The sequence below is a fragment of the Mycobacterium sp. genome (genome assembly GCF_046330795.1).
GTDB lineage: Bacteria > Actinomycetota > Actinomycetes > Mycobacteriales > Mycobacteriaceae > Mycobacterium.
This window is the reverse complement of sequence record NZ_JAXLSA010000007.1, coordinates 32578-54223: the sequence shown is the minus strand read 5'-3', so window position 1 is coordinate 54223 and position 21646 is coordinate 32578. Positions and strand designations below refer to the sequence as shown.

The 21646-nt window shown below is 68.5% G+C and carries 19 protein-coding genes; 9 read left to right on the top strand and 10 right to left on the bottom strand.

Annotated elements, in window-relative coordinates; translation table 11 throughout:
- Positions 1 to 49 precede the first annotated feature (49 nt).
- The 3 genes from U0R18_RS19140 to U0R18_RS19130 are packed head-to-tail and all read right to left on the bottom strand — an operon-like array spanning position 50 to position 2681.
- Positions 50 to 1204: a zinc-binding dehydrogenase gene (locus U0R18_RS19140; protein WP_526371372.1), complete on the bottom strand. Its 1155-nt coding sequence runs from the start codon at positions 1202 to 1204 to the stop codon at positions 50 to 52.
- A complete protein-coding gene (locus U0R18_RS19135) occupies positions 1201 to 2076 on the bottom strand; it encodes an SDR family NAD(P)-dependent oxidoreductase (RefSeq protein ID WP_526371370.1) in 876 nt (291 codons plus the stop codon). Before U0R18_RS19135 ends, U0R18_RS19140 begins: the two co-directional genes overlap by 4 nt.
- Complete coding sequence (locus U0R18_RS19130) at positions 2073 to 2681, bottom strand: TetR/AcrR family transcriptional regulator C-terminal ligand-binding domain-containing protein (RefSeq protein ID WP_526371368.1); 609 nt, start codon at positions 2679 to 2681, stop codon at positions 2073 to 2075. Before U0R18_RS19130 ends, U0R18_RS19135 begins: the two co-directional genes overlap by 4 nt.
- A gap of 46 nt (positions 2682 to 2727) precedes the next feature.
- Between U0R18_RS19130 and U0R18_RS19125 the strand changes: the two genes are divergently transcribed.
- Positions 2728 to 3888, top strand: a complete 1161-nt coding sequence (locus tag U0R18_RS19125; protein ID WP_526371366.1) for a phosphotransferase family protein — start codon at positions 2728 to 2730, stop codon at positions 3886 to 3888.
- Entirely contained in the window at positions 3888 to 5000 is a 1113-nt protein-coding gene (locus U0R18_RS19120; RefSeq protein WP_526371364.1) for an Rv3169 family protein, read from the top strand. The genes U0R18_RS19125 and U0R18_RS19120 overlap by 1 nt, the downstream gene beginning before the upstream one ends.
- A gap of 22 nt (positions 5001 to 5022) precedes the next feature.
- Here the strand turns inward: U0R18_RS19120 and U0R18_RS19115 are convergent, their stop codons facing one another.
- Positions 5023 to 5325, bottom strand: a complete 303-nt coding sequence (locus U0R18_RS19115; RefSeq protein WP_526371362.1) for a hypothetical protein — start codon at positions 5323 to 5325, stop codon at positions 5023 to 5025.
- On the bottom strand, positions 5322 to 6566 hold the full coding sequence (locus U0R18_RS19110) for a hypothetical protein (RefSeq protein WP_526371360.1): 1245 nt from the start codon (positions 6564 to 6566) through the stop codon (positions 5322 to 5324). The genes U0R18_RS19115 and U0R18_RS19110 overlap by 4 nt, the downstream gene beginning before the upstream one ends.
- Before the next feature lie 144 nt (positions 6567 to 6710).
- Here U0R18_RS19110 and U0R18_RS19105 point away from each other — a divergent pair, with 144 nt between their 5' ends.
- A complete protein-coding gene (locus tag U0R18_RS19105) occupies positions 6711 to 7694 on the top strand; it encodes an NADPH:quinone oxidoreductase family protein (protein WP_526371358.1) in 984 nt (327 codons plus the stop codon).
- Between the two features lie 41 nt (positions 7695 to 7735).
- Positions 7736 to 9070 carry a flavin monoamine oxidase family protein gene (locus U0R18_RS19100; RefSeq protein WP_526371356.1) on the top strand — a complete coding sequence of 445 codons (1335 nt, stop codon included), beginning with the start codon at positions 7736 to 7738 and terminating at the stop codon, positions 9068 to 9070.
- Here the strand turns inward: U0R18_RS19100 and U0R18_RS19095 are convergent.
- Positions 9060 to 9983, bottom strand: a complete 924-nt coding sequence (locus U0R18_RS19095; RefSeq protein WP_526371354.1) for an alpha/beta fold hydrolase — start codon at positions 9981 to 9983, stop codon at positions 9060 to 9062. The two genes, U0R18_RS19100 and U0R18_RS19095, sit on opposite strands and share 11 nt — an antisense overlap.
- A 98-nt stretch (positions 9984 to 10081) precedes the next feature.
- Here U0R18_RS19095 and U0R18_RS19090 point away from each other — a divergent pair, with 98 nt between their 5' ends.
- Positions 10082 to 10471 carry a DUF2237 family protein gene (locus U0R18_RS19090; RefSeq protein WP_526371352.1) on the top strand — a complete coding sequence of 130 codons (390 nt, stop codon included), beginning with the start codon at positions 10082 to 10084 and terminating at the stop codon, positions 10469 to 10471.
- On the opposite strand, the gene U0R18_RS19085 is transcribed toward U0R18_RS19090, so the two are convergent.
- Positions 10464 to 11006 carry a YdcF family protein gene (locus U0R18_RS19085; RefSeq protein WP_526371350.1) on the bottom strand — a complete coding sequence of 181 codons (543 nt, stop codon included), beginning with the start codon at positions 11004 to 11006 and terminating at the stop codon, positions 10464 to 10466. The two genes, U0R18_RS19090 and U0R18_RS19085, sit on opposite strands and share 8 nt — an antisense overlap.
- 228 nt (positions 11007 to 11234) lie before the next feature.
- Between U0R18_RS19085 and U0R18_RS19080 the strand changes: the two genes are divergently transcribed.
- A complete protein-coding gene (locus U0R18_RS19080) occupies positions 11235 to 11381 on the top strand; it encodes a hypothetical protein (RefSeq protein ID WP_526371348.1) in 147 nt (48 codons plus the stop codon).
- A gap of 141 nt (positions 11382 to 11522) precedes the next feature.
- Here the strand turns inward: U0R18_RS19080 and ppdK are convergent, their stop codons facing one another.
- Positions 11523 to 14216, bottom strand: a complete 2694-nt coding sequence (gene ppdK / locus U0R18_RS19075) for a pyruvate, phosphate dikinase (RefSeq protein WP_526371346.1) — start codon at positions 14214 to 14216, stop codon at positions 11523 to 11525.
- A gap of 164 nt (positions 14217 to 14380) precedes the next feature.
- Here ppdK and U0R18_RS19070 point away from each other — a divergent pair, with 164 nt between their 5' ends.
- A complete protein-coding gene (locus U0R18_RS19070) occupies positions 14381 to 16243 on the top strand; it encodes a M23 family metallopeptidase domain-containing PLL-type lectin (protein WP_526371344.1) in 1863 nt (620 codons plus the stop codon).
- Position 16244: 1 nt separating this feature from the next.
- On the opposite strand, the gene U0R18_RS19065 is transcribed toward U0R18_RS19070, so the two are convergent.
- Together U0R18_RS19065 and U0R18_RS19060 are read right to left on the bottom strand one after the other, a co-directional pair.
- Positions 16245 to 17372, bottom strand: coding sequence for a hypothetical protein (locus U0R18_RS19065; RefSeq protein WP_526371342.1), 1128 nt, complete (start codon positions 17370 to 17372; stop codon positions 16245 to 16247).
- Between the two features lie 23 nt (positions 17373 to 17395).
- Positions 17396 to 19315, bottom strand: a complete 1920-nt coding sequence (locus tag U0R18_RS19060; protein ID WP_526371340.1) for a flavin-containing monooxygenase — start codon at positions 19313 to 19315, stop codon at positions 17396 to 17398.
- 74 nt (positions 19316 to 19389) lie between these two features.
- Here U0R18_RS19060 and U0R18_RS19055 point away from each other — a divergent pair, with 74 nt between their 5' ends.
- Both U0R18_RS19055 and U0R18_RS19050 read left to right on the top strand, forming a co-directional pair.
- Entirely contained in the window at positions 19390 to 19998 is a 609-nt protein-coding gene (locus tag U0R18_RS19055; RefSeq protein WP_526371338.1) for a TetR/AcrR family transcriptional regulator, read from the top strand.
- Positions 19999 to 20002: 4 nt separating this feature from the next.
- Positions 20003 to 21409 carry a TIGR00366 family protein gene (locus U0R18_RS19050; protein WP_526371336.1) on the top strand — a complete coding sequence of 469 codons (1407 nt, stop codon included), beginning with the start codon at positions 20003 to 20005 and terminating at the stop codon, positions 21407 to 21409.
- Positions 21410 to 21646: the final 237 nt, after the last annotated feature.

The following is a 21646-nucleotide window of genomic DNA, read 5'->3' as shown; positions in this document are numbered from 1 at the left end:
TCGCAGGGGACGCTGAACAGATCCGGGGACGGTCATTCCTGGATGGTACTCAGATGTCGACGGCCGCACTGCGCGGATCGATGAGGATCTTGGCGTGGCGCTCCGGATCCCCCAGCGCGGTGAAGGCGGCGGCCACGCCGTCGAGGCCCACCGTCCCGGTCACCATCGGTGCGGCGTCGATCTTGCCGTCGGCCAGCAGGTGCAGGGTGTCCCGGAATTCCAGTGGGGTGTAACCGAACACGAACCGCAGGTCGATCTCCTTGATGCCGGCCAACGCCGGCCGGAACCGGTCGGGTTCCATGCAGACCCCGGCCACCACGACGCGTGAGGCCAGCGGCGCGTTGGCGGCGATATTCTCGATCATGCCCGGCACGCCGACGCATTCGAAGATCACCGGGCGCTTGGGTCCGGCGGCGCCGAGCTTGTCGGCCACCCGGTAGAGGTGGTTCCAGCCGGGCAGCTTGCGGATCTTCTCCATCGATCCGACGGCCAGTTCATAGAGGTCCTGCGCACCGGTGATGACGCCCTTGCCGAGGTGGTCGTACGGCGAGCCGTTCGACGGGTCGACCACCACCTGCGCGCCGCAACGGGCCGCCAGCGCGCGCCGGCCCGGCGAGAAGTCACTGGCCACGATCTTGTCCACGCCCATGGCCTTCAGGTGACAGATGATGGCCAAACCGACCGGCCCGCAACCGATCACGATCGCGGTGTCGCGGCGGCCGATCTCGCTGCGGCGCACCGCGTGCAGGGCCACCGCCATCGGTTCGGTCAGTGCGGCGGTGCCGACGTCCAGCCCGTTGGGCACGGCGAAGCTCAGGGATGCCTCCGCGATCACCCGTTCGGCATACGCGCCGGGTGCGTGCGGCGACAGCCCGGTCAGGTGGATCGATCCCCCGGCGCGCATCAGCGGGAAGGACACCACCGTGGTGCCCGGCCGGAATTCCTTTCCGGTCTTCGGCCCCGTTTCGATGACCTCGCCGCAGAATTCGTGACCGAGCACCACCGGGGTGTCGCTGCGCATCGAGTCGTTGTAGCCGATGCTCTTGGCCACCCCGTCGAGTTCGTCGGCGTGCAGGCGGGCGTGCAGGTCGGATCCGCAGATGCCGCACCGGGATACGGACAGCAGCAGCTGCCCGGCGGCCGGCCGCGGATCCGGCAGATCGACCACCGACAGCTCACCCTGTAGACAACTGACCGCCCTCATGCGCGTCCTCCCCGGAACTGGGTGTAGGTGCCGTCGAGCACCTGATGGTGCCCGATGGTGCGGCCGGTGACCGCGTTCGGATCAACCAGGGCCAGGCGCACCACGGCTTCGGCGAAGTCGGCTTCGGAGCCGACGTCGTCGAAATCGGTTCGGTAGTAGGACAATCCGGGCGTCATCATGGCCTGCGACGGGGACAGCGCGTTGACGGAGATGTTGCGGCGCTGCAAGTCGTAGGCCGCCGATTCGGTCAGGTGTTCCAGCGCGGCCTTGGATCCGCCGTAGCCGGGCAGGATGCCGCCGGCGAAGTCACTGAACGGTCCGGCGCCCGGGATCCGGGACGCGATCGAGCTGATATTGACGATCGCACCGCCGCCGGCGTCGAGCATGTCGGGCACGACGAGTTGCATCAGTTCGTAGGCCGCGAACACCGCGATCTCGAAGTGCCGCCGGAACGCGTGCACCGGGGTGCCGACGAACGGCGGCCAGTCCGCCTGCGGCACCTGGGCCTTGGCGGCCGTGCGCTCCGGCGCGGGCGCTCCGGGCACCGGCGGGCGCCCCGGCGCGGTGAAGGCCGCGTTGTTCACCAGCAGCGTGATCGGCCCCAGGGCCGCCCGGGCCTCATTCACCAGGCGGGCCACGTCGTCGCGGTCGGTCAGGTCGGCGCGGATGGCCGCGCCGTGGCCGCCGGCGGCTTCGATCTCGGCGACCGTCTCGCCGATGGTGCCGGGCAGTTTGTCGTTCCACACCTGCTCGGTGCGGGCGGCCACGGCAACCTTGGCGCCCTCGGCGGCCAGGGCCACGGCGATCGCGCGGCCGAGCCCGCGGCTGGCGCCCGTGACGATCGCGGTTCTGCCTGCCAGACGTCCCGTCATACCGCTCTTCTTACGCCATGCACGACGATGGCCGACGTCTGGTCCACCCAGTCGTCGTCGAGGTCCACGTCCGGCGCCAGCAGCAGGCGCAGCAGCGTGGCGCCGCCGATCAGTTCGACCAGGCGGTCCGGGTCGACGTCGTCGTGCACCTCGCCGCGATCGACGGCGTCGATCAGGCGGGTCCGCACCGCGCCGAACAGGTCGGCGAATCGGTTCATCACGCGCGTGTTCAGGGCGGCGTCGGCGGCCATGTCGGCGATCAGGCCGGGCAGGGCGGCCCGCACCACCGGCGAGGTGAACACGTCCCGGGCGGCGCCGATCATGGCGCGGACGTCGGCGGCGATGTCGCCGGCCGGCACGGTCAATGCCGTCGGTGCCACCGGGAACGCGGCCTCGTGCGCCAGCTCGGCCTTGCTGGACCAGCGCCGGTAGAGGGCGGTCTTGGTGGTGCCGGCCCGTTCGGCGATGGCGGCCATGGTCAGGCTGGCGTAGCCGATGTCGACGAGCAGCTCCGCGGTGGCGGTCAGGATGGCAGCATCGATCCGGGGATCGCGCGGCCTCCCCGCCGCCGGGCCCTTGTCAATCGATGCCGGCTCTGCTTTCATAACGCTACCCACCGTATCGTAATTGCCTCGCGAAGGAACCAGTTCAGTGCCGAACGAACCCGCGGTCGACCCCGTCGTTTCCGAAGTCGACCACCTCCAGCGCTCCAGTCGCGACACCAGCACGGTGCCCGCGCTGCTCTCCGAGTGGCTGTCCACCGTGCTGCCCGGCGGGACGAAGCCCGAGATCACCGTGGAGAGCGGGATCGACTCCAACGGAATGAGCTCGGAGACGATCATCCTGACCGGCCGCTGGCCGGAGTCGGGTGGTTCCGGCGGAGAGGTAGTGCAGAAGTGGGTGGCCCGAGTGGCGCCCACCGAGCAGGACGTCCCCGTCTTCGCGTCCTACCGGCTGGACCACCAGTTCGAGGTGATGCGCCTGGCCGGCGAACTCACCGACGTGCCGGTGCCGCCGGTGCGCTGGCTCGAGAACACCGGCGACGTGCTCGGTGCGCCGTTCTTCCTGATGGACTGCATCGACGGGGTGGTGCCCCCGGACGTCATGCCGTACACCTTCGGCAACAACTGGTTCGCCGACGCCACGCCCGAACAGCAGCGCGAACTACAGGACGCCACCGTCGAGGTCATCGCGAAACTGCATTCGATCCCCAACGCGGACAAGACATTCGACTTCCTGGCCGACGCCGACCCGCCTGGTGACACGGCATTGCGCCGGCACCTCGGCTGGCTGAAGGACTGGTACGAGTTCTGCGTGCCCGGTATCGGGCGTTCGGAATTGGTGGAACGGGCCCTGACCTGGCTCGAGGAGAACTTCCCCACCGACGTGGCCGCCACCGAATCCGTTCTGGTATGGGGTGATTCGCGGATCGGCAACGTCCTGTACCAGGACTTCCGGCCCGTCGCCGTCCTGGACTGGGAGATGGCCACCGTCGGCCCGCGCGAGTTCGACGTCGCTTGGATCATCTTCGCGCACAATGTCTTCCAGGAGTTGTGCGGACTGGCCGGGATGCCCGGCCTGCCGGACGTGCTGCGCGAGGACGACGTGCGCGCCACCTACACGAAGCACACCGGGGTCGAAGTCGGCGACCTGCGCTGGTTCTACATCTATTCCGGTGTCGTGTGGTGCTGCGTGTTCATGCGCACGGGCTTCCGGCGCGTGCACTTCGGCGAGATGGAGCAGCCCGACGATATCGAGACGCTGTTCTACCACAAGTCCCTGTTGGAGAAGCTTCTGGAAGGAAACCTGTAATGCTCGGCCCCATGGACGAATTCCCGGTCCACCAGATCCCGCAGCCCATCGCCTGGCCGGGCTCGAGCGACCGGAACTTCTACGATCGCTCGTACTTCAACGCCCACGACCGCAGCGGCGACATCTTCGTCATCTCCGGCATCGGCTACTACCCCAATCTCGGTGTGAAGGATGCGTTCCTGCTCGTCCGCCGCGGCGACGAGCAGACCGCGGTGCACCTGTCCGATGCGATCGACCAGGACCGGCTCAACCAGAACGTCGGCAACTACCGCATAAACGTCAGTGAGCCGCTGCACTCGCTGCGCATCCGGCTCGACAAGACCGAAGGCATCGCCGCGGACCTCACCTGGAACGGCCTGTTCGACGTCGTACAGGAACAGCGCCACATCCTGCGCACCGGCAATCGGATCACGCTCGACGCGCAGCGCTTTGCCCAATTGGGTTCCTGGAGTGGACATCTGGAGATGGACGGCGAGTTGATCACAGTCGACCCGAAGGTCTGGATCGGCAGCCGGGACCGGTCCTGGGGCATCCGCCCGATCGGCGAGGCCGAGCCCGCCGGGCGCCCGGCCGACCCGCCGTTCGAGGGCATGTGGTGGCTCTACGTGCCGATCGCCTTCAAGAAGTTCTCGATCGTCATCATCATCCAGGAGGAGCCCAACGGGTTCCGTTCGCTCAACGATTGCACCCGGATCTGGAAGGACGGCCGCGTCGAGCAGCTCGGCTGGCCGCGGGTGAAGATCCACTACACCTCGGGCACCCGGATCCCGACCGGCGCCACCATCGAGGCCACCGCCGGCGACGGCTCGGCGGTGCGCTTCGACGTGGAGTCCAAGCTGCCGTGCCCGATCCACGTCGGCGGCGGCTACGGCGGGGACAGCGACTGGATCCACGGCATGTGGAAGGGCGAGAAGTTCACCGAGCGGCTCACCTACGACATGACCGATCCGGCGATCATCGGCCGGGCCGGATTCGGGGTGATCGACCATGTCGGCCGGGCGGTGTGCCACGACGGTTCTGGTGAGCACGAGGGCTGGGGGCTGTTCGAGCACGGCGCGCTGGGCCGGCACGACCCATCGGGATTCAAGGACTGGCTCACCGTCGCCGACTGAATCGCGTTCTCGCTCAATATTTCTAGGAGTCGCCGGACTCGGTGTCCGAGTGGTTGTCCGTGTTGTGGTCGGGGGCATCGCCGGCGTTGTCCGCAGGCGCGCTCGTGTTCGCTGCATCGCCAGCGTCGGCCGCGGCGGTGGCGTCCGTCGTGTCGGTGGCATCCGTCGCATCGGTGGCGTCCGTCGCGTCCGTCGCGTCCGTCGCGTCCGTCGCGTCGGTGACGTCGGTTTCGTCCACCGTCGTGGCGTCCTCGGTCGAATCCTCTGACGCGTCGGTCGTCACGTCATCGGCCACGTCGTCCGTCGTCGCGTCGTCCGTCGTCACGGCACCGTCGTCACGTCATCCGTCGTGACATCGGCCGCGTCCGGCGTCGGGACCACCGACGACGTGACCGAAGCCCCGTCCGCGGCCTTCGCGTCGGCGACGTCGCTCTGAATTGGCGCAACCACGGCGTCGTCATCCGCGACCAGCGCGTGGGCGTCACCGCTGCGCGCCGTCACGGTCACTGCGTCGACGTTGGCAGCGACCGTGGACCCCGGCGTGAACAGGCCCACCAGATAGTCGATCTGCGCGCTGCCCCAGTCGATCCACGCCTGGATGGCCTCGCCGCCGCGGGTCCCGATCGATGCGAGGGTGTTGTTGAACGCGTTGACCGTTGCGGCGATCAGCCCGCCGCCGTCGATGGCGTCGGAAACGAACTGATTTCCCGCGTTGATCATGTCGTGGGCGAACCCGACGACGGCGTCGACCCCCTTGGCGATCAGCTCCCAGCTCTGATTCAGCTGGAAGTTGATCAGCGGGACGAAGGGCACCCACGAGATGGCGTCGAGGATATTGCTGGAGAAGCCGACCAGGCCGTCGACGCCGCCCTTGATCGGCTCCCAGATGTCCCAGATCCCGTTGGACACGTCGGCCAGGATGTCGGACGCGCCGACCACCAGGTCTCCGAAAATTCCCTCCTGGACATCGGCGACCGGCGGATCCGGCGGGTACAACCCCGGCGGAAGTGGGATCCAGTTATTGATCTCGTCGAGGCCCAGCGTCCACAGCGCCAGGCCGAAGTCCACGACCCAGTCAGCGATGTTCTTCAGCGCACTGCCCTGCCCGCGCAGCCAGTCCGTGGTGTTGAAAACGGCGCTGTTGACCAGGTTTTCGCCGAAGTTGTACAGCACCGTGATCTGATCGTCGACGATCCACCCGACCCACGGGATGAACCACGCGGCAACGGCGACCCAGTCGAACACATAGCGGACCCAGGGTTCGACCGCGCTGTAGATGGCGTCCACGGCGTCCGCGATGGCGATCAGCGGCGGCGAGGGCGCAATCGTCGGTGTGTCGACGACTTCCAGCAGCTGCTCCGGCGACAGGGCCGACAACACCGACGGCGGCGGCAACAGCCGCTGTGAGGCGGCCAGCAGGTCGACGGGCGTGTGCGTCACGGACGCCGAAAGCGAGTGAGCCGCCGAGCTGTGGGGTATCGGGGTAACCGTCGAGGTGAAGGTGATGGCACTGGCGCTGGCAAGGACGACGCCCGTGGTCAGCGCCGAACGGAGCGAGATCGGCATGTCAGACCCTCCTGTTGACACACAGCGGGCCGGAAGTGAATTCACAGCCCTCCCCGGCAGTCTCTCACGGCACCCCGGTCGATTTCGGTGCAATTTCCGTCGGTGAGCGACGGCTGACGCACCGAAATCGCTAGAGTGCCGGGAATGCGTGCGGTTCAGATCACCAGGCTCGACGGCCCGGAGGCCGTCACCGTCGACGACGTCGCCGAACCCAGCGGCGACGGCATCACCATCGACGTGCACGCGGCGGGCGTCGCGTTCCCCGACGCCCTGCTGTCCCGCGGCCTCTACCAGTACAAGCCGGACCTGCCGTTCTCCCCGGGCGGCGAGGTCGCCGGGGTGGTCCGCAGCGCTCCCGACGGAGCCCATGTGCGCCCCGGCGACCGGGTGCTGGGCCTGACGATGATCACCGGCGGCATGGCCGAGGTAGTGGTCCTGCCCCCCGACCGCGTCTTCCCGTTGCCGAACAACGTGTCGTTCGAAGCGGGTGCCGGAGTGCTGTTCAACGACCTGACGGTGCTGTTCGCCCTGCGCACCCGCGGCCGGCTGATGCCGGGCGAGACGGTGCTGGTGCACGGCGCCGCCGGCGGCATCGGCACCTCCACACTGCGAATGGCCGGCCCGCTGGGCGCCGCCCGCACCATCGCGGTGGTCTCCACCGAGGACAAGGTGGACATCGCCAAGGCCGCCGGCGCCGACGACGTGGTGCTGGCCGACGGCTTCAAGGACGCGGTGATGGAACTGACCGGCGGCCGCGGCGTGGACATCGTGCTGGACCCGGTGGGCGGCGACCGGGTGACCGATTCGCTGCGCAGCCTGGCCCCGGCCGGCCGGCTGCTGGTGGTCGGTTTCACCGGTGGGGACATTCCGACCATCAAGACGAATCGGCTGCTGCTCAACAACGTTGACGTCGTCGGGGTGGGCTGGGGCGCCTGGACCATGAAACATCCGGGTTATCTGGCCGAGCAGTGGGATGAGTTGTCGGCATTGCTGGAGGCCGGAACGGTGCCGCCCCCGCAGCCGCACGTGTTCCCGCTGGAGCGGGCCGCCGAGGCCATCGCGTCCCTGGAGAACCGCAGCGCCAAGGGCAAAGTGGTGCTGAAGGTCGTCGAGTCGACGAACCACTGAGGTACGAAGAGGTGAGGAGCGAGACGTATGGTCCAGGGCGGATGACCGCCGCCGACGTCGTCGTCGTGGGCGCCGGCTTCGCCGGGCTGGCGGCCGCGCGCGAGCTGACCGGGCGCGGGTACGACGTCGTCGTGCTCGAGGGACGCGATCGGGTGGGTGGACGGTCCTATACCGGCACGGCGGCGGGTCTGCCGCTGGACCTCGGCGGCACCTTCGTCGGCCCCACCCAGGACGCGGTGCTGGCGCTGGCCGCCGAACTCGGTTGTCCCACAACGCCGACGTTCCACCACGGCCGGAACCTGATCAACTGGCGCGGCAAGGTGCGCTCCTACTCCGGCACCATCCCGTCGCTGTCGCTGCCCAGCCTGCTCAACATCGGCCGGATCCGCTGGCAGTTCGCCCGGGTGGCCCGCGGCATCTCGGTCGCCGAGCCGTGGACCTCAACGCGCGCAACGGAATTGGATGCGATGACGCTGGAGGACTGGCTGCGCTCCAAGCGCGCGTCGTCGTCCACCCTGGATCTGATGGCGATCATGGCGCGGGTCACCTGGGGGGCCGAGCCCAGCCAGGTGTCGATGCTGCACGCGCTGCGTTACGTCAAGGCGGCCGGCGGGCTGGACCGGATGCTGGACGTCACCGGCGGCGCGCAACAGGACCGGTTCGCCGCGGGCACCCAGCAGATCGCCGTGAAGATGGCCGAGCAGCTGAAAGTTGTTCTGGGAGCGACGGTCAGCGCCATCGACCACGACGACACCGGAGTGCGGGTCACCAGCACGGCGGGCACCGTTGCGGCGCATGCGGTGATTGTCGCCATCCCGCCCCAGCACCGGGCCGGCATCACGTTCGGGCCCGGTCTGCCGGCCGAGCACCAGCAGCTGATCAAGCAGTGGCCGCAGGGCTCGCTCAGCAAGGCCTACGCCGTGTACGACACGCCGTTCTGGCGCGCGTCCGGCTGCTCCGGTGAGGCGCTGTCGGACACCGGGCCGGTGTTCATCACGTTCGACGTCAGCCCGGACGACGGCCGCGGTGTGCTGCTGGGGTTCGTCGACGCCCGCGAGTTCGACGGCCTGCCCGACGCCGAGCGCCGCCAGCGAGCCCTGGCCGGGTTCGCCGCCCTGTTCGGCGACGCCGCCCTGAACCCCGTCGACTATCTGGATTTCCGTTGGGGCACAGAGCCATTCGCACCGGGCGGTCCGACCGCCGCTGTGCCACCGGGATCCTGGACCGCCCTCGGCGCCTGGGTGCGGCGACCGGTCGGCCGAATCTTCTGGGCCGGTACCGAGACCGCCGACGAGTGGACCGGGTTCCTCGACGGCGCGGTGCGCTCGGGCCTGCGGGCCGCCGGTGAGGCGGCGGAACAACTCGTTACGAGCTGAGGCTGGCGCGATCCACGGCCGCCTGGGCGAGCCGCCGCAGCTGGGCGTTGACCTCGGCCGGGCGTTCCAGGATGGCGCAGTGCCCACCGGGCACCTCGACCAGATCCAGCAGATTCGGCACCATTGCGGCGATCCGGCGGGACGCGGCGATCGGCAAGAGCCGGTCGTGCGAGCTACCGATCACCACGGTCGGCGCCGTCAGGCCGTCCAGGCTCAGATGTCGGCGATCCAGCGCGTCCATCAGCATCTTGGCCGCCCCGCCCCGGCCGACGCGGGGCGTGTGGTGGAACAGGTCGTAGACGAAGTCCGCCACCTCCGGATCGGCGTCCCGGCCGACCGCCAGCGCGGCGACGAAGCGCTTGCTGGGGCCCGCGGCCGCCGACACCGTCGGGATTCCGCCGAACCGGCGCACGATGCGGCTGCCGACGGCGTTGCGTCCGATGCTCAGCGGGCCCGGCATGGTCAGGAACTTGACCTGGCGGATGATGTCTCCGGTGGTCGTGTTGATCATCGCGACCCCGTCGACGCGCTGATCGACCTTGTCACGGAAGCGGTCCGACCACGCCCCGATGGCGATGCCGCCCATTGAGTGCCCGGCGATCACCGCACGTTCCCCCGGGGCCACCGTGGCATCCAGCACGGCGTCGACGTCGGCGGCCAGTAGGTCGAGGGTGTACCGGCCGCGCGGCGGGACGCTGCTGCGGCCGTGACCCCGGTGGTCGAAGGCGATCACCCGGTACTCGCGGGACAGGTCGGCGATCTGTTCGCGCCACACCTGGAGGGCGCAGGTGATGCCGTGTGCCAGGACGATGGGATATCCGTCGGCCGGTCCGAACACCTCGGTGTGCAGCCGGGTTCCGTCGGCGCCGCGGACATTCACCACGCGGCCCTGCGGAAGCGGTGTGGGAACCATGATCAGCAACCTCCTCGGCGGCGGCCACGTCGCCGCCCAGTCGAGAATAGCGTCGATTGGCGGTATCCCAGCAACGCCCCGGAGGCGATACTGAAATCGTGACCGAACGCAACGTGCTGGGCGGACCGCTGCAACCGTGCGGAACCGAGCCGCTCACCGGCTTCTACCGCGACGGATGCTGCTCGACCGGGCCGGAGGACGCCGGCCGGCACACCATCTGCGCCGTCGTGACCGCGGAGTTCCTCGAACATCAGCGCTCGATCGGCAACGACCTGTCGACGCCGATGCCGATGTACCGGTTTCCCGGCCTGCAACCCGGCGACCGGTGGTGTGTGACGGCGGTCAACTGGCTGCGCGCACATGGCGACGGTCACGCGGCGCCCGTCGTGCTGGCTTGCACACACGAGCGGACCCTGGACGTGGTGCCGTTGGAGGTTCTGACCGGCTACGCGGTCGATGTGCCCGACGACCCGGGCGGGCTCAGCTGACGGCGACGAACGGGCTGATCGCGTCGCGGGCGAACTGCGCGAAGTTGACCTCCGGGCTGCCGTCGGGGTAGCTGACGGTCGCCAGGACGTTGGCGCCGGCGTCGGCGAAATTGCCGTCGGCGCGGTCCTGGTGGGTGGTTGAGGTCACCAGGATGATGCCCGACGTCCCGGCCTGCTGGGCCAGCGGCACCGCGAACCGCGCATTCTGCACGGTGCTGTTCGCCCTGTCCTCGACGAGGATCCGGTTGTCCGGAAAGCCAAGCAGCACAAGCATATTGCGCATCTGCCCGGCTTCGGTCCGACCGTTGCGAGGGTTGCCGCCGGTGACGATGACGGGCGATTGCGGGAAGAACTGCGCGACGGCCAGGCCGGTCAGCACCCGTCGGCGCAGGATCGTGCGCATGGTGCCGTTGTCGTTGAGGCCGTAGCCCAGGATGACGATGGCGGGCTTGGAGAAGTCCTTGGCCGCGGCAGGCGGTTCGGCGTGGGCACTCGGCGCGGCGGGGGTCAGGACGACGGCGGCGATCAGTGCCATGACCACTGACGAAACTCTCCCGCGACCCGACATGCCTGCTTATCGGCAGGCCGTGGGACCTCGTTACCACCGTGGCCGGTGTCGGCAAACTCACACGTCACGGCTTTGATTTACGTGCCGGTAACAATGCACCATCGAAGGTGGCCCGGCGCTGGGTGATCCCCGACGCGCCGGGCCGTCAAATTGAGAGAAGGGTCCCGAAATCCGGGACCGGAGGAGTTGAGAAGAATGTCCATCGCGCAGTTTCGCGAAGACCTGAAGCGCGCCCGCAATCGGCGGCGCCTCTACGCGCGGATCAACGCCATGCCCAGCGATTCGACGGTTCGCAACGAACTGTTGGCGATCGCCCGGCGCAGCGAGGAAGTAGCTCGCTGACGCGGCGATCCAGCCGTCCGGAGCCGGTACCCCTGGTGGGTGCCGGCTCTTTCGTGTCAACTCGGGGCCGCGAGCGTGCACCCATATGCAGAATCCGACCGCGCAAACACATATGGCTGCACCGTCACGCCGGTCGAAGCCTCAGCTGACCGCGGCGCGACCGGCTTCCAGCCGGGCGACCGGCAGCCGGAACGGTGAACAGGACACATAGTCCAGCCCGGTGTTGTGGAAGAAGTGGATGGATTCGGGATCACCGCCGTGCTCACCGCAGACACCCAGCTTCAGGCCGGGCTTGGCCCGGCGGCCCTCCTCGGCGCCGATCTGCACCAGCCGGCCCACCCCGTCGGCGTCGATGGTCTCGAACGGCGAGATGGTGAACACGCCCTTCTCCAGATAAGCGGCGAACAACGACGATTCGACGTCGTCGCGGGAGAAGCCCCACGTCGTCTGAGTCAGGTCGTTGGTGCCGAACGAGAAGAAGTCCGCGGCCTCGGCGATACGGTGCGCGGTGAGTGCCGCGCGCGGCAGCTCGATCATGGTGCCGATCGGAATCTGCAGCGTCACGCCCTTCTCGGCGGCGACCTCGGCCAGGATCCGCTCGGCCTCGTCGCGGACCAGATGCAGTTCCATCACCGAACCCACCAGGGGAACCATGATCTCGACCCGCGGATCCTTGCCCGCGAGGATCTGATCGCTGGCGGCCTCACCGATGGCGCGGACCTGCAGCGCGAACAGGCCGGGCGTCACCAGGCCGAGGCGCACTCCGCGCAGCCCCAGCATCGGATTCGACTCGTGCAGGTTCTCCACTGCGGCAAGCACTTTGCGGTTGGCGTCGAGCTCCGGGCCCGAATCGCCCCGGGCCTCGGCCACCGCCACCCGCACGGCCAGCTCGGTGCGGTCCGGCAGGAACTCGTGCAGCGGCGGATCCAGCAGCCGGATGTTCACCGGCAGCCCGTCCATCACCTCGAGCAGTTCGCTGAAGTCCTTGCGCTGCAATTCCAATAGCGCGTCGAGCGCGTCGTCGCGCACCTCGGGCGTGCCGGCCAGGATCACCCGCTCGATCAGCACCCGGCGATCACCGAGGAACATGTGCTCGGTACGGCACAGGCCGATTCCCTGTGCGCCGAACACCCGCGCCCGCGCCGCATCCTCGGCAGTGTCCGCGTTCGCGCGGATCAGCAGATGGCGGCGGGCATCGGCATGCGTCAACAGCCGGTTGACGGCGTCGACCAGGGCCGCCGTCTCCTCGTCGGCGCCGTCGAGCGCGGCCGACGGACCGGACTCGATGTAGGCCTGCACCGGGGAGGGCACGACGGGCATCGCACCCAGGAAGATCTCGCCGGTGGACCCGTCGATGCTGATCTCGTCGCCCTCGGAGATCACCACGGTGCCCACCCGGACGGTGCGGCCAACCGCGTCCACGTCCAGCGCTTCGGCCCCGCAGACGCAGGTGGTGCCCATTCCGCGGGCCACCACGGCGGCGTGGGACGTCTTGCCGCCGCGCGCGGTCAGGATTCCGGCGGCGGCGATCATGCCCTCGAGGTCATCGGGGTTGGTCTCCCTGCGCACCAGCACAACCTGTTCGCCGCGGTCGGCCCACGCCTTGGCGGTGGCCGAGTCGAACACCGCGCGTCCTACCGCCGCTCCCGGCGAGGCGGCCATGCCCTTGGTGAGGATCTCGCGGGGCGCGGACCGGTCGAACTGCGGGAACATCAGCAGCGCCAGCTGCGAGCCGGAGACCCGGGCCAGCGCCTCGTCCATGGTGATCATGCCCTCGTCGACCAGCTGGGCCGCGATCCGGAACGCCGCCGCGGCGGTCCGCTTGCCGACCCGGGTCTGCAGCATCCACAGCTTGCCGCGCTCGATGGTGAACTCGATGTCGCACAGATCGCGGTAGTGCGTCTCGAGTCGGCGCATGACTTTCATCAGCTGGTCGTGCGACTTGGGATCCAGCTCGCCCAGATCGTCGAGCGACAGGGTGTTGCGGATGCCGGCGACGACGTCCTCGCCCTGGGCGTTCGAGAGATAGTCGCCGTAGGCACCGGTCCGGCCGGTCGCGGGGTCGCGGGTGAATGCGACGCCGGTGCCGCTGGTTTCGCCGAGGTTCCCGAACACCATGGTGCAGACGTTCACCGCGGTGCCCAGATCCTGCGGGATGCGCTCGCGGCGCCGGTAGAGCCGGGCCCGCTCGGTGTTCCAGGAGTTGAACACCGCGTTGATCGACATGTCGAGCTGTTCGCGGGGATGCTGCGGGAACTCGTCGCCGGAGTGCTCGCGCACCGCGTCCTTGAAGGTGACGACCAGGGCCTTGAGGTCGTCGACGTCCAGGTCGACGTCACTGGACACGCCCTTGGTGGACTTCGCCTTGTCCAGGGCGTCGGAGAACACCTCGCCCGGCATCTCGAGGACGGTCTTGCCGAACATCTGGATCAGCCGGCGATAGGAGTCCCAGGCGAACCGCTCGTCGCCGGATTCCTCGGCCAGCCCTTTGACGCTGGCGTCGTTGAGCCCGATGTTGAGGACGGTCTCCATCATCCCCGGCATCGAGAACTTGGCCCCGGAGCGGACGCTGACCAGAAGCGGGTCGTGCCGGTCCCCCAGCCGGCGTCCGACGGTGTCCTCGAGGTGGCGCAGTGCCATGGTGACCTGCACGCGCAGCTCGCCGGGTTCGCTGCCGTGGGCCAGGTATTCGCGGCAGGCCGTGGTCGAGATGGTGAACCCGGGCGGCACCGGCAGGCCGAGCTTGGTCATCTCGGCCAGGTTGGCGCCCTTGCCACCCAGCAGATCCTTCTGATCCTTGTTGCCCTCGGTGAAGTCGAACACGTACTTGGTCATCGGTTCCCCTCTGGTCTGGGTGCCGACACTACGCCCGGCCACGTCGCCATCCGGTCGATCGGGAAGATGGGCCGATGCGTCGGGTAGCCGGATACCCGTGCGGCCGGTCGCCGGGGCTCCTAGCCTCGCATTCGACCGACATTCTTCGCGGAGGGGACCGCCAGATGGCCGCACCAGCACTGACCGTCAACGTAGCGCCGTTCGTTTCCGGCGCGGTGCGTTACCAGCCGCTAACGCCCACGGACAACGGGCAGAGCGAGCGGTACGCGCTGTGCCTGGACGTGCGAATCACCAACGACGGCACCACGCCCGTCACGCTGCGCACGCTGAAAGTCAGCTTCCCCATCGCGGTGGGGGTGCCGGGCAAGACCATCGAGCTGTGGACGCCGGCCACCGCGTCGATGCCCGCGCAGTCCGGGTTGACCGTCCCGGCGGGCCAGACGGGCGCTCCCAAGGACTTCACCCAGGCCGACACGTTGGTGCTGAATTCGACTCCGCCCGACCGCATCACGTTCTCGGTCACCGCCGACGGCTTCTCGGAGCCGGCCACGTTCAGCCGCCGGTTCGCCCGGGCGAAACAGAGCTTCCGCTGGTTCGGCCGGCCGCACGAACTGGCGCGCGGAGAGTACTGGCTCGGTGAGGGTGGCACGCACTGCTGTGGGCCGCAGTTGTTCGCCTACGACCTGGGCTGCATCGGCTACGACAGGGAGGCCGAATCGTGGAGCGAGCTCAAACCCGGTGCCCCCGAGGGACAGAACGAGTCCTACCGCATCTGGGGCAAGTCCGTCTGCGCCGCGGCGGACGGGGTGGTCCAGGAGAGGGTCGACGGGATCGTCACCAACACGGTGGGTAAGACGAACCCGAACGCCGACTCCAGCGGCAACCACTTCCTGATCCAGCACGGCGACGCGCTGGTCTTCTACTCCCACATGCAGAGCAATTCGCTGGCCGGCTTCCGGGTGGGCGATACCGTCCACCAGGGGGATTTCCTTGGCCGGGTGGGCAACTCGGGTAACTCGTTCGCCCCACACCTGCATGTGCACACCATCGACCAGAGCACCGGGCTGCTGCGGCCGTTCACCTTCCACAACACGGTGATGGCGAAGTCGCACCCGAAACTCCCGGGCCAGGCGCACTGGCAGGCCGCCGACGACCGGGCCATCCCGTTCCAGCGCTCGCTGATCTATCCGAGCCCGGTGCCGCCCGCCGACGGCGCCGAATGGTCGGCGTGGCGGTCACTGGGCGGTACGGCGACGTCGGCGCCGGCGGTGGCCAGCTGGACCGACGACCGGCTCGACCTGTTCGTCCGCGGGACCGATAATGCGTTGTACCACAAGTGGTTCGACGGTGACTCCTGGCACGGCTGGCAGGGGCTCGGCGGCACCCTGATCTCGGCCCCGGCGGCCGTGTCGTGGGACGACGACCGCATCGACGTGTTCGTGGTGGGTACCGACAACGGGCTCTACCACAAATGGTGGAACGGCAGCTCCTGGCACGACTGGGAGGGCCTGGGCGGGACGTTGAAATTCGCTCCGGCGGTCTGCTCGCGGCGGCCCCACCACCTCGACGTATTCGCTACGTGGTCGGACGGTTCACTGCGGCACCGGATCTGGACCGGCAGCAAGTGGACCCAGTGGGAGAACCTCGGCGGCGAACTCACCGACTCGCCGGCGGCGGTGTCGTGGGACGAGCACCGGATCGACGTCTTCGCCCGCGGCACCGACGGGATGCTCTACCAGAAGTGGTGGGACGGAGCGTCCTGGCAGGGCTGGACCGGCCACGGCGCCATCAGCCGATTCGCACCGGCGGTGAGCAGCCGCGAGCCCGACCACCTCGATGTGTACTGCGTGGCCGAGGACAACAGCCTGTGGCACCGCCTGTGGACCGGGTCCAAGTGGTCGAACTGGGAGACCCTGGGTGGTTTCCTGACCGAGGGACCCGCCGCGGTGTCCTGGGACGACGACCGCATCGACGTGTTCGGCCGCGGCACCGACAACGCGATCTATCACACGTTCTGGGAGGACTGAGTCAGTCGTCCTGGTCCGCCAGGACCGACTCCCGGTACCCGGGCTCGGCCGCGTCGATGGCGGCCAGCGCCTCGGCGGTCAGCTGATCGCGAATCCCGCTCTGCGCGTGGGCAAACGGAATGTAGGCGCGCAGCAGGTCGGGCACGGCGAGGGCCGCCTGCGTCGAGCCGTGATACTCGGTGAAGCCGAACGGCCAGTCGAGGTTCATGTGCAGACGTGCCTCGCTCCAGCGCATCGCATCGCCGTTGTTCTCGTCGATGCATGCGCTCAGCAGCGTGCGGTGATCGGGATCGGCGAACGGCTGGCCCATGAGTGAGGCGAAGAATTTGTCGAGCAGCGCCTGCGTCTCGGGCCAACTCGATTGCGCGGGTTCGTACTCCGCACCACCCTCGGGCATCAGACTGGCCAGCCAGAGCACCAGCGGGCGGCAGGCCGGCCAGGTGTCGGTGTCCTCGATGTGGAAGTGATCGTCGAAATCGATGCCATGCTCGATCCACGTCCGCGCATCGGCGAGGCTCATCTCGACGAACGTGGTGTCGGGGTCGTCGTTGCTCCGCGAGGCGAGATCGACGAGTTCGTCGACCGTGGTGGGCACGAAGAACGCATCGGTGATGAATGAGTAGTAATTGTGGTCGACGAACACCGCGCACGTCAGCGGCTGCCCGTCCGACAGCCGTGACCCGATGAGCAATTCGTCGCCGTCGCCGAGCACATGTGTCATCCGGACCACCCGCTCGATGGTCAGGTCCGACAGCCCGGTCAGCCAGGCCGGCAGGTCGTCGCCGCGGGCGGCCACCTCCCGGCGGCACTGGCCGCGCAGCGTGTCCTCGTAGATCAGAATTTCGGCCAGCACCGCGAGAAGCGCCGTGGTCTCCGGGATCGGCACTCCGATGAAGCTCTCGACGAGACCGTCGAGGGCCGGCCGCTCGTCATCGTCGCGGTCGTCGCGGTAGGCAACCTCGATCACCATCGCGGCCAGCCCGAGCAACTCCATGGGGTCTCCGCTGTCGATGGCGTCGCGCACCTCGCCGACCAGCGGCGTCTCCTCCGGCGACTCGTCGCGTTGCTTGCTGCGCCGCGCGTCGCGGCGGGCCTGCTTGGCCTTGCGGCGCTTGCGTGCGTCGGTCACGGTGGCGACCCTACCCCGGCGGATCAGCGCAGCAGGTGATCCTCGGCGACAACCTCGCGGGTGCGCCGCCAGTACTCGGTGTTGCCGAACGGGCACAACACATACACCCCGCCGTCGGCGGCCTTGTACCAGGAGTGCGCGATCGACGGATGCCCCCACATCAGCGTCGAGACCTCGTGCTGCAGTTCGTCGTTGTACCGCTCGTAGGCGGGGGTGGTCGGCTCGATCTCCCGGCAGCCGGTATTCGCCAGCGCCACCAGCGCTTCTCCGATGTAGCGCATCTGGCACTCCAGGGTGAAGATCACGCTGCCGGCGTGCGCCAGGCCCGTTCCGGGGCCCTGCATCATGAAGAAGTTGGGGAACCCGGGAACCGATACACCGTTGTAGGCCTTGGGCTTTCCATCCCACAGTTCGGATATCAACACGCCGCCCCGGCCGACGACCTCCATGGGGCAGAGCACCTCCGAGGCCCGGAATCCGGTGGCCAGCACGATGACGTCGACGTCGTATCGCCCTGCCGCCGTGATGATCCCGTGTTCATCGGCCGCGACGATGTGGTCGTTGACCAGTTCGACGTGATCGCGTTTGAGGCAGCGCAACCAGCTGCCGTTGTCCTGCAGCATCCGCTTGGCCATCGGTGGATACGTCGGGGTCACCTTGGCGGCCAGTTCGGGGTCGTCGCCGACCTGGTCCTGGATCCACTTGACGAAGATTTCGCGCCGCGCCGCGCTGGCGGCGTTGGCGGTGTGCGGAAAGTCCGGCCAATCCGGTTCGGCCCGAACCAGTTCCAGCAGCTTATCGCTAGACTGCCACATCAGCATGAACCGGTACCAGCGGGCGTACCCGGGTAGATGCCGCATCGCCCACTTCTCGCCGTTGGTCACGTCGTCGTGGTAGCGCGGATTGGGCGCCATCCACTGTGGGGTGCGCTGGAAGACGGTCAGGGCGGCGACGTCGTCGACGATAGCCGGCCCGATCTGGAAGCCACTGGCCCCGGCCCCGACGAGGGCGACCCGCTTGCCGCACAGATCCACCGAGTGATCCCACTGCGCGGCATGGAACACCGGCCCGGTGAACCGGTCCAGGCCCTCGATGTCGGGGATCAGGGGGCGGCTGAGCACGCCGACGCCCGAGATCACCGCCGCCGCCTCGCGGGTCTGCACCCCCTCGGGACCGTCGAGTGTGACGATCCAGCGGGCTGTGTCCTCGTCCCAGACGGCCCGGGTGACCTCGGTGTTCCACGTGACGTATTCACCGATTCCGCGTTCTGCCATGGTCTTTCGGAAGTACGCCTGCAGTTCGGGCTGGCGGGTGTAGTACTGGCTGAAGTCGTTGTTGCGCTCGAAGGAGTACGAGTAGAAATGGCTGGCGACGTCCACGCGGCAACCCGGGTAGGTGTTCTCGAACCAGGCACCGCCGACCCCGGCGTTCTTCTCCACGATCTCGAACGGGATACCGGCTTCCCGTAGCCGGATGCCGGCCAGCAGCCCCGAGGCGCCTAACCCGACGATCAGCACCGAAAAGCCCTCCGGCAGAGCGGCTCCGGCGGGTAGCTTGATGGCGCGCGGGTTCTCCCCCGCCAGGTCCATCTCCTCGGCGTACAGCGCTACCGTGTCGGCCGGCACGGGTTCGCAGGCGACCCAGTCCATCACCTCGCGGATCACGTCGGGCGGCAGTGCCGCCGGCGGCGGGCAGCCGGCGTCGCGCCACGCGCAGATCGCCTTGAGCGCGTCGCGGCGCAATTGGTCCTGTTCGTCGGCGTCGAGTGAGCCCTGGAACTCGTTCTGGACGAACTGCCGCGGGCGGATCGGGCCGCGGACGTACGCCGGGTCGCCGGTGATCTGCACGACCGAGGCCGTCAGCGCCGATACCGACAGCCGCGACAGTGCCGCCGCGATGAGGTCGTCATCGTCGACGATGGGCTCGGTGGCCAGCAGGTCCATGCGCACTCCATTCGGTTCGGCACTTTCTAGTGTCATACTTGGCACTCATGAGTGTCAAGAGCTAGGCTCACCGGGTGGCCGCCCCCAATCCCCTCGCGCAGGCCAAGCGCCAGGCCGTCATCGACCACATCCTCGCGGCCACCCGCACACTGGTGCTGCAGCACGGCCTCGACGCCACCATGGACCAGCTGGCCGAGGCCGGCGGGGTCAGCCGGCGCACCCTGTTCCGGCATTTCGAGACCCGGGAGAAGCTGCTGGCCGCCGCCTTCGAGGCTGGCATCACGGGTTATCGCAGCCAGCTGCCCGGCTACCCGTCCTTCGACGGTGACGTGCTCGCCTGGCTGCGCGCGACGTGCGAATCGGCGCACCGGATGAACTCGACCATCGGGCCGGGCTTCTTCGAATTGGCTTCGCGCACCGATCTACCCGCCGACCTCGAGGCGGCCGAGGCCCGTCGGCGCCAGGAGTTCCGGGGGGCGATGGCCGACATCACCGAGACCCTGTGGCACGCGCTGGACGGCGCGGGCGATCCACCGGAGTCGCTGCGGACGACGATCACCGCGCACCTGAGCCCGCACTTCACCGCCGCGCTGACCATCGATGCGGCCCAGGGTTGGGCGGCGGCCGCCGACCTGGCTCACCGGGCAATCACGGCCGAACTGCCACCCGGCATGGTGAGGTAGGCCCATGACGACCAGCGAGAAGCCCCGCGAGCGCCGCGGGGTCATGCAATCCCTGACCGGGCTGTCGGTCCGCTACGTCGAACGCCTGATGCCCGATCCGTACTTGTTCGCGGTGATCCTGACGCTGATCGTGGCCGCGCTGGTCGCGATGTTCGTCCAGGGCGCCGCGCCGGCCGGGATGCTGAAGGCCTGGTACGGCGGCGTGTGGGGCCAGCAGAACATCTTCACGTTCGCGTTCCAGATGGTGCTGATCCTGGTCACCGGTTACACGCTGGCCGAGGCGCCCGTCCTGAAGCGGGCCATTGTCGCCGTTGCCGGCAGGCCGAAGAACCAGGTGCAGGGTGCGTTGCTCTGCTTCGCCGTGAGTGCCGTTCTCTCCCTGCTGAACTGGGGACTCGGCCTGGTGGCCGGTGCCCTGGTGGCACGCCAAGTGGCCAGGCGGTTCAACGATGCGCACTTCGGCTACCTGATCGCGGCGGCGTTCATGGGTTTCATCGTCTGGACGCAGGGCCTGTCGTCGTCGATCGCGCTGGCCAACACCGACGAGAGCAGCCCCATCAACGTGATCCACAAGATCACCGGGATGACGGTTCCGTTGTCCCAGACCATCTTCCAGCCCTACAGCTGGCTCTCGGCGATCGTGGTGCTGGTGGTGCTGGCGCTGGCGATCTGGCGGATGGAGCCGGCCGACGCCCTGGCGCCCGATCCGGCGGTGTTCGAGGACGAGGACGTCGTTGCTCCAGAGGTGCAGGGCAGCAAGTCATTTGCCGAATGGCTGGAGAACCTGTGGATCCTCAACGTACTGGTGTTCGCCGCCGGCATGGCCTATTTCTGGATCAGCGGGTTCGCGCTGAACATCTCGTCGATGATCATGCTGTTCACCATCACGGCGGCCCTGCTGCACCGCACGCCGATCCGGTTCATCCGGGCGTTCACCGGCGCGGCGAAGGTGTCCGGCCCCCTGCTGCTGCAGTACCCGCTCTACGGCGGATTGGTCGGACTGCTGGGTTATGTGGCGGTCGAAGGGGGCAAGCCGCTGCAGACCTTGCTGGCACAGGCGGTGGTGAGCGGCGCGACGGAGTACACGCTGCCGTTCCTGACCTTCGTCGGCTCGCTGGTCATCAGCCTGTTCGTGCCGTCGGGCGGTGGGCACTGGGCGGTGCAGGGGCCGATCGCGGTCGACTCGGCGCTGGCCGTCGGTCAGCATTCACCGGCCTACCTCGGGCTGATCTCGATGGCGGTGGCCGTCGGCGAGGGCGTGGCGAACATGATCCAGCCGTTCTGGCTGCTGCCGCTGCTGGCGATCGCGAAACTCAATGTGCGCCAGGTGATGGGCTTCACGATCGTCGCGTTCTTCATCGGCTTCGTCGTCCTGGGGGCGATGACGCTGATCGCGCCGCACGTGATCTGACGGCCCGCAGCGTTCAACGAGCCGCGGTCTCAGAGCCGGTACATCTCCCGCGCCATCGTCGACCGCTCGACGACGGCGTTGCGCTGGTCCGGGTAGAACCGCCTGGTGCGGGCCGGGCGGGCGCCCTCCGCGGGGGCCTGCATGAACCACCCCCATACCCGTCGCCACCACTGGTTCTGCTCCCCAGTCGCGGGACGGCCAATCACTCCGGGATACGGGCCGAAAACGTGTGTACTC